The organism is Stenotrophomonas sp. JC08, assembly GCF_052180205.1.
Lineage (GTDB): Bacteria > Pseudomonadota > Gammaproteobacteria > Xanthomonadales > Xanthomonadaceae > Stenotrophomonas.
In genome coordinates this window covers 2,517,184-2,530,913 of record NZ_CP197473.1, presented here as the reverse complement: position 1 = coordinate 2,530,913, position 13,730 = coordinate 2,517,184, and the positions used below count along the sequence as shown (strand labels likewise).

Genomic DNA, 13,730 nt, shown 5'->3' with positions numbered 1-13,730 from the left:
TATGACCACCAAACAGAATCCCAAATTCCAGGAGCTCGTCGCCAAGCTGCGCGAGATCTTCCAGATCGACCGCCCGGAACTGGACTTCGGTATCTACCGCATCCTCAACGCCCGCGCGGGCGAGATCAACGACTACCTGAAAAACCGGCTGGCTGAGAAGGTTCAGGCAGCCCTCTCCGCAGGGAGCACCGCCAGCGCCGTGCAATTGCAAGCTGAGTTGCAAGAGGCAGAGAAGAACGCCCAAGCCTTGGGTGTCAGCCCCGATGCCGTACCCAAGGTACAGGAACTACGCGCCAAGCTGAAAGAGACAGCAGCAGGCAGCAGCGAACACGAGAACGCAGTGTTCTCGCACCTGCTGGCCTTTTTCTCCCGCTACTACGAGCAAGGCGACTTCATCAGCCAGCGCCGTTACAAGGGCGACACCTACGCCATCCCCTACGCGGGCGAAGAGGTGATGCTGCACTGGGCCAACAAGGATCAGTACTACACCAAGAGCGGCGAGAACTTCAGCAATTACAGCTTCAAGCTCGAAGACGGTCGCACGGTGCATTTGCGCCTGGCCGCCGCCGACACCGCCAAAGACAACCGCAAGGACAACGACAAGGAACGGCGCTTTGCCCTGGTAGCGGCCAAAACTGTTACCCGCGTGGATGACAACGGCGACGAGTACGAAGAAGAGCTGCTACCCGTTGAGGAAGTACAAACCGCCGATGGCAGCAAGGAGCTGATCATTCGCTTTGAATATGCCACCCAGCCCAAAGGCACCAAGCAGGAGGCGCTGGTTACCAAAGCAGTGGAAACCGTGCTGAATGACGCAGCCGTCAAGGCCCGCTGGCAGGTCCTGGGCAGCCGCGCGCCCACCGAGAAGAGCCCGCAGCGCACCCTGCTTGAAAAGCACCTGAGCGACTACACCACCAAGAACACGGCGGACTACTTCATCCACAAGGATCTGGGTGGTTTCCTGCGGCGCGAGCTGGACTTCTACATCAAGAACGAAGTCATGCATCTGGATGACGTGCAGAACGCGGGCGCGTTCGCCGACATCGAAAAGAACCTGCGCATGATCCAGTGCCTGCGCAGCATCGCGCTGGAGCTGATCACTTTCTTGGCTCAGTTGGAAGACTTCCAGAAGAAGCTGTGGCTGAAAAAGAAATTTGTTGTCTCCAGCCACTACTGCATCACGCTGGATCGGGTGCCGGAAGCGCTGTGGCCGGAAGTGGTAGCGAACGAGCAGCAGTGGGCTCGCTGGAAGCAGCTGGGCGTGTGGGATGGCGATGCGCCAGGGACTGTGGACGACTTGAAGGCTGCACCGTATCGGATGGTAGATACCAGTCTGTTTGATGTTGAGATCGTGCACAAGCTGGTGGCACACATCGAGGACATTGATGCAAGCGTGAACGGCCTGCTTATCAACGGAGACAATTTTCAGGGACTTTCGTTATTGCAGGAGAAATACCGCGAGCGTGTGAATTGTATTTACATTGACCCGCCCTATAACACGGATGCCTCCGCGATTATTTACAAGAACGGATACAAGGACTCTTCTTGGTTATCTTTACTTCAGACTAGGCTCGATCTAGCAAAGCGTCTCATGCAAGAAGATGCCCTGATTAGCGTCGCCATTGACGATCAGGAGGCATCCCCGCTGGTTCAAGTTCTTGACTCAACATTTGAGAAGCAAGTTGGTGTCGCTGTCGTTAAATCGAACCCTCAAAGCCGAAAAACGAAGGGTAAATTTTCCCCGGTTCATGAGTACGCCCTTTTTTACGGGAAAAGTGAAAAATCGTTGCCGTACACCATTGGGTACAGCGCAAGCAAAGCTGCTCGATATCCATTAGAGGATGAGCAAGGCAGATATTCATGGATGAATTTCATCCGCGCAGGTAATGGCGATCGTCGCGAGGATCGTCCAAAGTCATGGTACCCGATTGCAGTGAATTCACAGAACAAGATTCGCATCTTGAGAATGGAGTGGGACGAGGAAACGCAGGACTACAAGCTCCTGGAGCGACCAGCGGCGGATGAAACTCTTGTCTATCCCGTCAAGTTTGAGAACGGGCAACGCATCGAGAAGCGGTGGCAGCGCGGCTATAAGCGAGTGGCGACTGAGTATGAGGAATACCGAGTTCGTCGCGCTAATGATGGCGATATAACCATTGACTTCAAGACGCGCATGGATGATGAAGCACCACCAGTTACTTGGTGGGATAAGGGCGAGTACGCCTCTGCAAATTATGGCGCATCGGAGTTGAAGGACTTCTTTGGAGAAAAGACGTTTGATTTTCCGAAAGCTAAGAAGCTTGTCGAGGATGCAATTCGTTCATGTGGGGCGGCAGAACCTGAAAGCATTACGTTGGATTTCTTCGCTGGTTCTGGCACCACAGGGGAAGCTGTATTTCGGATTGGGCGAGAAACAAAGGCTGCTCATCGCTATATTCTTGTTGAGCAAGGAGCCTATTTCGATACGGTCGTCAAGCCGCGAATTCAGAAGGTTGTGTATTCCGCCGACTGGAAAGAAGGAAAGCCGACCGCACCCGAAACGGGCATCTCCCAATGCTTTAAAGTCATCAAGCTCGAAAGCTACGAAGACACCCTGAACAACCTGCAACTGCGCCGTACGTCCGCGCAGGGTGATCTGCTGAACACTTTGCCGCAGCAAGCCAAGGACGACTACCTGCTCAACTACCTGCTGGACGTGGAGAGTCGTGGCTCGTTGCTATCGGTGGAAGACTTCAAGAAGCCCTTCGACTACACCCTCAACGTGGCCGTGGATTCGGCGGGCGCGTTCGAGCCGCGCAAGATCGATCTGGTCGAGACCTTCAATTTCCTGATCGGCCTTCGCGTCAAGCACATCGACGCCCAGCCGCAGCGCGGCTTTGTCACCGTCACTGGCACGCTACCCAGCGGTGAAAGCTGCCTCGTGCTGTGGCGCGATTGCGATGTGCTGGACTACGAAGGCATCAGCAAGCTCTGCGACAAGCTGGCCATCAACCCGGCGGACAACGAGTTTGACGTGGTCTACATCAACGGCGACCACAACATTCCCACCGTGCTGACGCAGACGGCCGAGGAAGGCGGTGCCACCCGCGTGCTCAAGCTGCGCCAGATCGAGCCGGAGTTTCTGGAGCGCATGTTCTCCGTGGAGGACATCTGATGGCACGGCCACGCAAGACCCCTGTCGCCGGTTCTGGCGCAAGCGGCGCAGCCGGTTCCAGTCGCGGCGTCAGGAAGCGCAGCTTCCATCAGGAATTGGTGCTCAACCGCTGGGTGCTGGGCTTCTTTCAGGGCGGCACGCTGGCCGCACTCAAGATGCGCTTGGGCGACGACCGCTTCGAGGGCATCGACGAGGACGGCCAGACCAAGTTCTTTCACGAACTGATCCGAGGCTTGTTCGATCCCAACAAGGTGCCCGAGGCCGACCTGCGGCGCTACGACTTGAACGTCGTCGCCCACTGGCAGGCCATCACCGCCCAGCGCAACAAGCTGGAGGGCCATGAGTTGCAGATGAAGTACTTCCAGTACCTCTCGCTGTTATTCACTGAGCTGTATCTGGACTGGTACTTCAACCATCACCAGGAGCTGCTAGATGGCCTGAACGACGAAATGACGCGCTACCGTGCCGAGACTGGCGCGGAACCGTTCCGCGATTTCGAAGCGGACGACCTGAACAAGATCGCCTTCTGGAATGCCACCGGCAGCGGCAAGACACTGCTGCTGCACGTCAACATCCGCCAGTACCTGCACTACTTCCAGGCGGGGCGCAGCGATCACTACCCGAGCAAGATCATCCTGCTCACGCCCAACGAAGGGTTGAGCCGTCAGCATCTGGAGGAGCTGCACCTGTCCGGCTTCGGGTTCTCGCAGTTCTTCAACAAGGCTCAGTCACCCGCGCGCGGCACCATCGAAATCATCGACATCAACAAGCTGGGCGATGAGATGGGCGACAAGACCGTCGCCGTGGATGCCTTCGAGGGCAACAACCTGGTGCTGGTGGACGAAGGCCACCGTGGTACTGGCACGGCGGCGGGCGCGTGGATGGCGCGGCGCGATGCGCTGGTGCGAGGCGGCTTCGCCTTCGAGTACTCGGCCACCTTCGGGCAGGCAGTGGCTAAGGGAAAAACCATTGAAGGCGCGGAAGAAGAAATTCGCAAAAGCAAAGCTGACTTCTATCGTTCAGTCGAGTTTCCGGGTCGAAAAGTTCGAGAGTTAAGTGCAGATGAGAAACAGCAGATTGAAGATTTCAGGTCTGTTTATGAGCTTACTGCCGAGGACAAGCGCCGCGCGCGCATCACCGCCACGCGCGAGATCTACGCCAAGTGCATCCTGTTCGACTACTCGTACAAGTTCTTCTACGAGGACGGCTACGGCAAGGAATCGCTGATCCTCAACATGAGCGGCGACGCCTACGAACAAGCCGACAACGCCGCCAAGTATTTCACCGCCTGCCTGCTGGCCTTCTATCAGCAGCTTTGGCTGTGGAACACGCACCGCGACAAGCTCACCGACTTCAATATCGAAAAGCCGCTGTGGGTGTTCGTGGGCAACACGGTGTCGGGCGAGGAGTCGGACATTCTGGAAGTGGTTAACTTCCTCGCCGACTTCCTGAACAGCGAAGCGCAGATCAAGAGCTGGCTGACCGACCTGATTGCGGACAAGGCGCAGATTTTGGACGCCAAGGGCAACAACATTTTCAGCGGGCGTTTCACGCCTCTGATGGGCTTCAGCGGTCGCGTGGATGAGCTGTACGCCGACATCCTGCTGCGAGTGTTCAATGCCTCGGCCCGCCAGCGATTGAAACTGGTCAACATCAAGAGCAGCAAGGGTGAGCTGGCGTTGCGCGTGGGCGATGCGGAGCCCTTCGGCCTCATCAACATCGGCGACGATGCGGGCTTCTTCGGGATGGCGGAGGACGCGGAGGCTTTCGATAGCGAGCGCGACGACTTTGGCGGTGCGCTGTTCGGCACGCTGAACAACAAGGACAGCCGCCTCAACGTGCTGATCGGCTCGCGCAAATTCACGGAAGGCTGGAGCAGTTGGCGCGTGTCCACGATGGGTCTGCTGAACATGGGCCAAGGTGAAGGCTCGCAGATCATCCAGTTGTTCGGACGCGGGGTGCGCCTCAAGGGTAAGGGCTTCTCGCTCAAGCGCACCTTGCCGCAGGACCGGCCCAAGGGCGTGCATCTGGACAAGCTGGAGGCGCTGAACATATTCGGTGTGCGTGCCAGCTACATGGCCGCGTTCAAAGACTACCTGCGCGAGGAAGGCATCACGCCTAGTGACGAAGTGCTGGAGCTGGACTTCCCAACGCGGGCCAACCTGCCCAAAGGCAAACTCAAGACCTTGGCGCTGAAGGATGGCTACAAGGACAACCAGAAACTTGGGTTCAAGCGCACGCACTTTCCGTGGCTGTACGAAATACCCGTGCAGTTCCAGGGAAAAATCAAGCCGCCCCATGTGGTACTCGACCTGTACCCGCGTGTCGAAGCGCTGTCCAGCAAGGACAAGGGCACAACCCCCACGACGGAAGCCCGCAGCAAGGGCAAGTTGAATCAGACGCTGTTCCCGGCTTTCAATTGGGATCGCATCTATCTGGCGCTGCAGGATTACAAGTTGCAGCGCAGCTGGAGCAACCTGCGGTTGGAACGGCAGAAGCTGATCGACTTCTGCGCGGGCGCGCAGGACTGGTACACGTTGTTCATTCCGGCAGCGGAACTGAACGTGACCACGTTCGCCGACATCCGCAAGCAAGAGGACATCCTGATCCGGCTGCTGACCGACTACACCGATCGCTTCTACAAGGCGCTGAAGACCGGCTACGAGGGTCAGTTCTACGACATCGTCCACATGGACGAAGAGCACGGATCGATGCTCGAGCGCTACCACTTGGAGATCGAGAACACGGACGACGGCCTGGAGTATCAGAAGAAGCTGGAAGTGCTGAAGAAACTGGTGGCGGACGGCAAGATCGGAGAGGCGAGCCAATGGAACGCGCCACATATGGTGGCCATCAGCTTCGATCGGCACCTGTACTACCCGCTGCTGGCGTTGGAGGACAAAGACGCCGTACCGCTGAAACTGCGCCCGCTGGCTTTTGATGCGCCGAGCGAAGTCGAGTTCGTTCGCGATTTGGAAGCGTTCTACAACTCGCCCGACGGCAAGCAGGCCATCGGCCAGCGCAGTCTCTATCTGCTGCGCAATGCAGATCGGGAAGAGAAGGGTTTGGGCTTCGCGCTGGCGGGCAACTTCTACCCGGACTTCCTGCTGTGGTTGGTGGACGACGCCAGTGGCAAGCAGTGGCTGACCTTCGTCGATCCCAAAGGTCTGCGCAATCTCGATCTCTCGCACCCCAAGCTGGGCCTCTATAAAGAAGTGAAGACGCTGGAGGCGACCCTGGCAGGACAGGCGAAGGCGGGCGAAGCGCCGCTGGTCTTGAATGCCTTTGTCCTCTCGCCAACGAAGTTCGCCGACCTGCTCAACGTCGGCGGCCCGACAAAGAAGGCCGATCTGGAGGGCCGCCATGTGCTGTTCATGGAGGACGGCGGCAGTGCCTACCTGAAAAAGCTGTTTGCGGTGCTGGCGTGACCAGCCATCGATCCACCGATTTGCCCAATTGAAATAGTCAGAGAAATCAACTCATGGCCCGCATAGAAAACCACAAGTACAGCATCGAGGAAGCCTTCAGGGAATGCTTCTACATCGTCCCCGACTACCAGCGCGAGTACGTCTGGACGGACAAGGAGGTGCATCAGCTGCTGGAGGACATCGGTGAGCAGATCGATGCGGGCACGACGCGGGAATACTTCATCGGCACCGTGCTGGTGTCGCCGACTGACCAGAAGAACCATTACGAGGTGATCGACGGCCAGCAGCGTCTGACCACGTTCTTCCTGCTTCTGTGCGCGCTGAAGCATCTATTTCAGGGCGAGCCGCAGCGGCAGATGATCTCCGGGCTGATCTCGACCAGCTACGTGGACGGCGACGGCGATGTGCGCACCAACCTGAAGCTGGAGCCGCGTTACGAGAGCGCAGGCGAAGTGATGGCCAAGCTGGTGGAGTTGGACGCCGAACCTATGACCGTGCGCACAGGCATCCAGGCGGCAGGCATCGCCAGCTTCGGCTCGCTTGATAATCTGGTGAGCGCCTACAGCACGCTGTATCGCTACCTGAAGGACAACTACGACGACACGGCCAAGCTCAAGAAGTACTGGGGCTATCTGGCCAACAACGTGGTGTTCATCCAGATCTCCACCGACGTGAGCAGCGCGCTGAAGATTTTCGAGACCATCAACGAGCGCGGCGTGGGCCTGAACCCGATGGACTTGCTCAAGAACCTGCTGTTCACGCAGGTCAAGCAAGCGCAGTTCACCCAGCTCAAGGACGAGTGGAAGAAGATCACCAAGCCGCTGGAGAAGGAGAAGGAAAAGCCACTGCGCTTCCTTCGCTACTTCCTGATGGCCAACTACGTCATCAAGAACGAACGCGGCGACGCGGTGGTGCGCGAGGACGAAATCTATGACTGGTTCATCGCCAAGGACAACGCGGCGCTGTGCGATTACGCAGGCAAGCCCTTCGAGTTCGTGCGCAAAGTAATCCGTAACGTCGAGCACTACCTAGCCTTTGCCAACGGGCTTGGCAACGATGGCAAGCCGAGCCTGGCAATGGACAGCCTCAAGCGCCTGGCAGGCGGCGCGTTCAGTCTGCACTTCGTCCTGCTGCTGGCAGCGGCGAATTTCCCAAAGCCGCTCTTCGACCATTTCGTTGCGCAGCTGGAGAGCTTCCTTTTCTATTACATCTTCACCAAGACACCGACCAAGGATCTGGAACGCAGCTTCTCACAGTGGGCCGACGAGCTGCGCGTGATTGCCGAGACCAGCGATCCGGTGAAACAGAAGGTGCAGCTCAACGCTTTCATTGCCGAGCGTTTTGAGAAGAACATGGCGGGCAAATCGCAGGAGCTGACCGACGCCCTCAAGCGTTTCACGCTGCACTCCATGCAGCAGTACCGCACGCGCTACCTGCTGGCGCGACTGACGCAGCACGTCGACATGGCCTTCAGCGGGCTGAAGGTGCCGGGCAGCCTGGAGCCGTTCACCAATCTGGAAATCGAGCACATCCTGCCCAACAAGCCAGAGGACGATCTGCGCAGCAACTGGGCAACGGAGAATCCGGGGATGGCCTACGACCACTTCAAGAACCGGCTGGGCAATCTGACCTTGCTTGAGAAACCCATCAACATCGTCGCAGGCAATGACTTCTACACGGCCAAGCAGGTCGAGTACAGCAAGAGCGGCAACTATCTGACTCGCAGCCTGGTGGCGCTGACGGACGTTGGGCAAAACACGTCCATCTCGCGGATCAACTCCAAGCTGGAAGCGTTTCCGGAGTGGGATGCAGCGTCCATCGAGAAGCGCCACGCGATGCTCATTGTCTTAGCGCAGGACGTTTGGAAGACGACGCCAATTGACGTTTGATGGAAGTTCGCGATCAAAGTTTGATAGAAATGCTGAATGATGATGGCTACTCGTTGCAGCGATTAGAGAAGCCTTTAGTCAAGAATAATTCAGACACATATTACCCAGTTGATGCCGGTGGTTGCTGGCTTCGCGTGTCGATGCTCCGCAATGAAGCATCTTCCTTGGGTATGGCTGTATGAAAGAAAGATCCGATTGTCTGTACTGTGTTTTGGTTGTCGCAGCCTCCATCATCGCTGCGGTTGCTCGGTGTGCTCTGTCTTCGGGCAGTGAAGACATCGAACCCTTTAATTGATACTGCATTGGCATACGCACAAGGCCCGGCATCGTCCGGGCCTTGTGCGTTTGTGCCGTAAGAAGCGAGGAAAATACGATGCATCTGGTTGAAACGATGGCTTATGCGGGTGCTAAGCCGTGGCATGGTCTGGGCAATAAGCTTGAACAGCACCAACCCATTGAGGTCTGGAAGCGTCAGGCAGGCATGGATTGGCAGATCGAGGACTCCGAGGTCCGCTTCATTACGGGGAGCAGTGCCATCGGTGCCATCCACTCCTTCCCGGAGCAGAAGGTGCTCTATCGCTCCGATACCAGGGAGCCGCTGGCAGTCGTCTCCAAGCGGTTCAAGGTGGTCCAGCCGGGAGAGATCCTGGAGTTCTACCGTGACCTGACGCAGCACAGTGGCTTTGAGCTGGAGACGGCGGGGGTGCTCAAGGGTGGCAAGAAGTTCTGGGCCATGGCTCGGACGGGCCAGAGCACGTCGCTCAAGGGGCGTGACCGGGTGGATGGAGCGTGTCAGAAATTTTGTGTGAGAGGCATACCATGATGCTGCCAAGGAGCATGTATGCCACGCAAGAAGAAGACGCCGGTGGTCACGCCGGCCATTGATCTGCCGAAGGAATTTCTCGAGAAGCTGATCCCGGGTCCGATGGACGCGGCCGGGGTCGAAGCCGTGTTCCAGCAGCTGAAGAAGGCCGTGATCGAGCGGGCGCTGGGCGCGGAGCTCGGCCTGCACCTGGCCGACGCCGAGGGCGGGAGCGGCAACCACCGCAACGGCCGCAGCGGCAAGACGGTGCTGACCGACGAGGGTCCGCTGCGCATCGACGTGCCGCGCGACCGGACGGGTACGTTCGAGCCGCAGCTGATCCCCAAGCACGAGCGTCGCTTCGCCGGGTTCGACGATCGGATCGTCTCGATGTACGCCCGCGGCATGACGGTGCGTGAGATCCAGGGGCACCTGGCCGAGATGTACAGCGTCGAGGTGTCGCCGGAGTTCATCAGCAAGGTCACCGACGAGGTGATGGCCGAGGTCACCGCATGGCAGGCGCGGCCGCTGGAAGCGATGTATCCGGTGGTGTTCTTCGACGCGCTGCGGGTGAAGATCCGCGAGGACGGCGTGGTGCGCAACAAGGCGGTGTATCTGGCGCTGGGCGTGCTGGCCGACGGCACCCGCGACATCCTCGGGCTGTGGATCGAGAACACCGAGGGCGCGAAGTTCTGGATGAAGGTGTTCAACGACCTCAAGACGCGCGGCGTCAACGACATCCTGATCGGCGTGGCTGACGGCCTGAAGGGCTTCCCGGAGGCGCTGGAAGCGGTGTTCCCGGCGACCACGCTGCAGACCTGCATCGTGCACCTGATCCGCAACAGCCTGGACTATGCGGGCTGGAAGGACCGCAAGGCGCTGGCGGCGGCGATCAAGCCGATCTACACGGCCCCGACCGCCGAGGCCGCAGAGGCCGAGCTGGATGCGTTCGAGGCCGGCGACTGGGGCGAGCGCTTCCCGACGGTGGTCGCCGCCTGGCGCCGTGCCTGGACGCGCGTGGTGCCGTTCTTCGCGTTCCCGCCGGACGTGCGCCGGGTGATCTACACGACCAACGCAATCGAGAGCGTGCATGCGCGCCTGCGCAAGATCATCAAGACCCGCGGCCACTTCCCCAGCGACGAGGCCGCCACCAAGCTGATCTGGCTGGCGCTGCGGAACATCACCGCCGAGTGGAGCCGCGCGTCTCAGCACTGGAAAGCGGCGATGAACCAGTTCGCGATAATCTACGAAGACCGATTCACGCTGGCTCGCTGAAAGAGACTTCCGGACTAAACCGCCTCACACACAAAAAATCGGACACGCCCGGTGGATGGCTATCTTTTGCTTGCTACTGCCTGTGACGGCACGTTGGCCACCACGGCGCAGTTCACCTCGGTGCGCGTGGTGTGCAACAACACCCTGCAGATCGCTCTGGGAGACAACAGCGGAGCCATCAAGGTCCCGCATCGTAGTCAGTTCGACCCGGTTGCTGTGAAGCGCCAGTTGGGGATCACCGTCTCGACCTGGGACAACTTCGTGTCTCGCATGAAAGCCCTCTGTGACCGTCCAGTTGACCCCGATACGGTCGATGGTCTGTTGCGACGGGTGCTTACCTACCAAGGCCAGGGCACCACCGCTGAGGTCGTCAACGAGCAGGCGCTGGCCAGTGTCCGTGCTCTGTATGAGGGCGGCGGTCGTGGCGCGTTGTTGCCTTCCAGCCGTGCAACGGCCTGGGGCGTACTCAACAGCGTCACGGAGTACGTTGACCACCACCGACGAGCCCGTAGCGATGATCACCGCCGTGATGCGGCATGGTTCGGTGCTGGAGCTCAGCTCAAGCAGCGCGCGTGGGATGAAGTGATGAAGTTGGTGGCCTGATGGAAGCGCAGGCCTATCACATGACCACATCAGGGGCCGGATCCAATGAGGAGGAGAGCAGGATCCGGGTACGTGAGGACAGGACGATTGCGAGGGCGCTGCAGATCCTGCAGAAACGGGCATCGTTGCCAGGGGAGGTGCTGGGAGGAGTAACCCAGGGTGCATTGTTCTTCCGGCTACGTCTGGGAGGCGAAAACCGCGAGCATTTTGAGGTCGCCTTTCTCAACACGCAGTTCCAGCTCATCGCAGTTGAGCGGCTTTTCTCAGGGACGATTGACGCAGCCGAGGTCCATCCTCGGATCGTGGTTCAGAGGGCACTTGCCCACAATGCATCGGCGGTACTCATGGCTCACAACCATCCAAGCGGTAGCTTGCAGCCATCTGCGTCAGATCGGGCAGTCACGGCGCTGCTGAAGGCTGCCTTGGACACCGTGGACGTGAGGCTGTTGGACCATTTCGTTGTCACCAGCCAAGAGGTGGTCTCGATGGCCTCTCAAGGCATGGTCTGACAGACCTGCAGCGAGCAGTGCTTTCGCCTCGCCCATCCAACTTGCCCACATCGATAGCTTGAAATGAAAGACCTGACCAAGGCCGCCCATCAAGGCGGCCTTTTCTATTCCGGAGATTGCCAATGAGCAAGCACACCGCGTTGCGTTTGGTTGATACGCGTTCACTGGATCGCCAGCAGTGGCTGGAGGTCCGCAATGGCGGCATCGGTAGTTCGGATGCTGCCACCGCCGTCGGGTTGAACCCCTACAAGAGCCAGCTGGAGCTGTGGCAGGAGAAGACGGGCCGCAAGCCAATGGAAGAGATCCCCCCTGGACAAGAGGATCCCCGCTACTGGGGAACCCTGCTCGAACCCATGGTGGCCACGGCCTACCAGGAGCGCACGGGGAACCGGGTACGCCGGGTCAACGCCGTTCTGCAGCATCCGACCTTTCCGCACATGCTGGCCAACCTCGATCGAGAGGTAATTGGTTCCCCGGCGGTCCAAATTCTTGAGTGCAAGACAGCAGGGGAGTTCGGCTCTCGGCTGTGGAAAGACGGGGTTCCCGAGTACGTGCAGCTGCAGGTACAGCATCAGTTGGCAGTGACGGGGAAGCAGGCGGCAGATGTGGCAGTGCTGCTGTGTGGCCAGGCGCTAAGGATCCACCGTATTGAGCGAGACGAAGAGATCATCAGCCGCTTGGTGGTATTAGAGGCCCGGTTCTGGGAGCACGTCATCAATGACATCGAGCCTCCAGCCGATGGCTCGGAGTCAGCGGCCAGGGCGTTGCGGAGCTTGTACCCAGGCAAGGACACCGTTGTCGATTTCAGTCAGGACCCGGAATTGGTCGAGACCTTCACCAACCTGGTCACGATCACTGAGGCAGTTGCCGAGCAGGAGCAGCAGGCAGAACTGCTCAAGCAGACACTGCAGCAAGCCATGGGGGACGCTTCCATTGCCCGGTTCGGTTCACTGGGGGAGGTGATCTACCGCCGCAGCAAGGATGGCACGTCACTGGACACCAAGCGGCTCGCAGCCGAGCACCCGGAGATTGCTGCGGCCTACACGGTCGTACGTCCGGGTTCGCGCCGCTTCCGGATCAACACCACGATCAAAGAGGTCACATCATGCTGAAGGGATTGGCTATCACGCCGCCCGTGATTGGGCGTATTTCCATTGGCCGGGTAGTAGAACGCAATGGCAAGCGACTACCTGAGAAGGACGATCAGTTCACCCTAACCAGCCAGGTACAGAACCGTGAGGGTTGGGTGCTGCACCCGCTGGATGAAGAGCTGCGGAAGGCATCGGAGGGTAACAAGCTGCGATCCATCCCGGTGCGCCTGCTCTTCGACGATCCAACCCTGAACCTCCGGGCTGACTACTCGCTGTTCAATCGCGAGAACGGAAGACCGCTGTGCGTAGGCAATGGAGACACCTGCCGTCGTGTAGGGCCAGATGGCATGGAGACGCTACCTTGCCCTAGTCCAGATGCGTGCCAGTTTGCCAGTGGGGGCTGCAAAGCCTACGCCCGCTTGAATGTGGTCATTGGGGACGGGGAGGGGGATGCGATGGGCAGCTTTGTCCTGCGCACCACCTCCTACAACACCATCCGCACACTGGCAGCTCGGCTTCACTATCTCAGTGCGGTGTCGGGTGGAAGGCTGTCCTGCCTGCCGCTGGAACTGAAGCTGCGAGGCAAGTCAACGACGATGAGTTACCGGTCGGCGATCTACTACGTTGATCTGGTGGTTCGAACTGGGCTGACACTCGAACAGGCTGTCGCAGAGGCAGTAGAGCAGCACGCTACCAGAGCTGCAGCGGGCATTGACCAAGCTGCACTGGATGAGGCTGCGAGACAGGGCTTTGCTAACGGGTCCTTTGAGGACCTGGACGAAGATGTGCCGGCTGTGGTCGAGGAGTTCTATCCGTCAGGACACGACGAGGTTGCTCAGACTCCTGCGAACGTAAGTCTCAAGGACAGACTGGAAGCACAGGCGTCTCGGTTGGCGTCGTAGGGGAGCAGTGCCGGTCCTGACCTGTATCAGTTACGGACCAAAGGCAGGCAGGTTCGGAGTGGACAGCTGATGGAACG

9 protein-coding genes are annotated in these 13,730 nt (G+C 59.0%); all 9 read left to right on the top strand.

What is annotated here, in order from left to right:
- The first annotated feature begins 1 nt into the window (after position 1).
- The 9 genes from ACSBPQ_RS11650 to ACSBPQ_RS11610 all read left to right on the top strand — a co-directional run bounded on the left by ACSBPQ_RS11650 (position 2) and on the right by ACSBPQ_RS11610 (position 13,653).
- Positions 2-3,154: a site-specific DNA-methyltransferase gene (locus ACSBPQ_RS11650; RefSeq protein ID WP_442682299.1), complete on the top strand. Its 3,153-nt coding sequence runs from the start codon at positions 2-4 to the stop codon at positions 3,152-3,154.
- A complete protein-coding gene (locus ACSBPQ_RS11645) occupies positions 3,154-6,582 on the top strand; it encodes a DEAD/DEAH box helicase family protein (protein WP_442682298.1) in 3,429 nt (1,142 codons plus the stop codon). The genes ACSBPQ_RS11650 and ACSBPQ_RS11645 overlap by 1 nt, the downstream gene beginning before the upstream one ends.
- 53 nt (positions 6,583-6,635) lie before the next feature.
- Positions 6,636-8,471, top strand: coding sequence for a DUF262 domain-containing protein (locus ACSBPQ_RS11640; protein WP_442682297.1), 1,836 nt, complete (start codon positions 6,636-6,638; stop codon positions 8,469-8,471).
- A gap of 373 nt (positions 8,472-8,844) precedes the next feature.
- Positions 8,845-9,294 carry a DUF932 domain-containing protein gene (locus ACSBPQ_RS11635; RefSeq protein ID WP_442682296.1) on the top strand — a complete coding sequence of 150 codons (450 nt, stop codon included), beginning with the start codon at positions 8,845-8,847 and terminating at the stop codon, positions 9,292-9,294.
- Positions 9,295-9,312: 18 nt separating this feature from the next.
- Positions 9,313-10,548: an IS256-like element ISEc58 family transposase gene (locus ACSBPQ_RS11630; RefSeq protein ID WP_001137513.1), complete on the top strand. Its 1,236-nt coding sequence runs from the start codon at positions 9,313-9,315 to the stop codon at positions 10,546-10,548.
- Between the two features lie 51 nt (positions 10,549-10,599).
- On the top strand, positions 10,600-11,151 hold the full coding sequence (locus ACSBPQ_RS11625; protein ID WP_442682295.1) for a DUF932 domain-containing protein: 552 nt from the start codon (positions 10,600-10,602) through the stop codon (positions 11,149-11,151).
- Positions 11,151-11,660 (top strand): JAB domain-containing protein, encoded by a 510-nt coding sequence (locus ACSBPQ_RS11620; protein ID WP_425519936.1) that lies wholly within the window; start codon positions 11,151-11,153, stop codon positions 11,658-11,660. The genes ACSBPQ_RS11625 and ACSBPQ_RS11620 overlap by 1 nt, the downstream gene beginning before the upstream one ends.
- 122 nt (positions 11,661-11,782) lie before the next feature.
- The gene (locus ACSBPQ_RS11615; protein ID WP_442682294.1) at positions 11,783-12,772 is read left to right on the top strand and encodes a YqaJ viral recombinase family nuclease; all 990 of its coding nucleotides are present in this window, start codon (positions 11,783-11,785) and stop codon (positions 12,770-12,772) included.
- A complete protein-coding gene (locus ACSBPQ_RS11610; protein WP_442682293.1) occupies positions 12,766-13,653 on the top strand; it encodes a recombination directionality factor in 888 nt (295 codons plus the stop codon). The genes ACSBPQ_RS11615 and ACSBPQ_RS11610 overlap by 7 nt, the downstream gene beginning before the upstream one ends.
- Positions 13,654-13,730 lie beyond the last annotated feature (77 nt).

Bases quoted from the DNA above. Each gene is read 5' to 3' on its own strand.
- ACSBPQ_RS11635 (WP_442682296.1), top strand. From the start codon at position 8,845: ATGCATCTGGTTGAAACGATGGCTTATGCGGGTGCTAAGCCGTGGCAT.
- ACSBPQ_RS11610 (WP_442682293.1), top strand. From the start codon at position 12,766: ATGCTGAAGGGATTGGCTATCACGCCGCCCGTGATTGGGCGTATTTCC.
- ACSBPQ_RS11650 (WP_442682299.1), top strand. From the start codon at position 2: ATGACCACCAAACAGAATCCCAAATTCCAGGAGCTCGTCGCCAAGCTG.
- ACSBPQ_RS11620 (WP_425519936.1), top strand. From the start codon at position 11,151: ATGGAAGCGCAGGCCTATCACATGACCACATCAGGGGCCGGATCCAAT.
- ACSBPQ_RS11615 (WP_442682294.1), top strand. From the start codon at position 11,783: ATGAGCAAGCACACCGCGTTGCGTTTGGTTGATACGCGTTCACTGGAT.
- ACSBPQ_RS11645 (WP_442682298.1), top strand. From the start codon at position 3,154: ATGGCACGGCCACGCAAGACCCCTGTCGCCGGTTCTGGCGCAAGCGGC.
- ACSBPQ_RS11630 (WP_001137513.1), top strand. From the start codon at position 9,313: ATGCCACGCAAGAAGAAGACGCCGGTGGTCACGCCGGCCATTGATCTG.
- ACSBPQ_RS11640 (WP_442682297.1), top strand. From the start codon at position 6,636: ATGGCCCGCATAGAAAACCACAAGTACAGCATCGAGGAAGCCTTCAGG.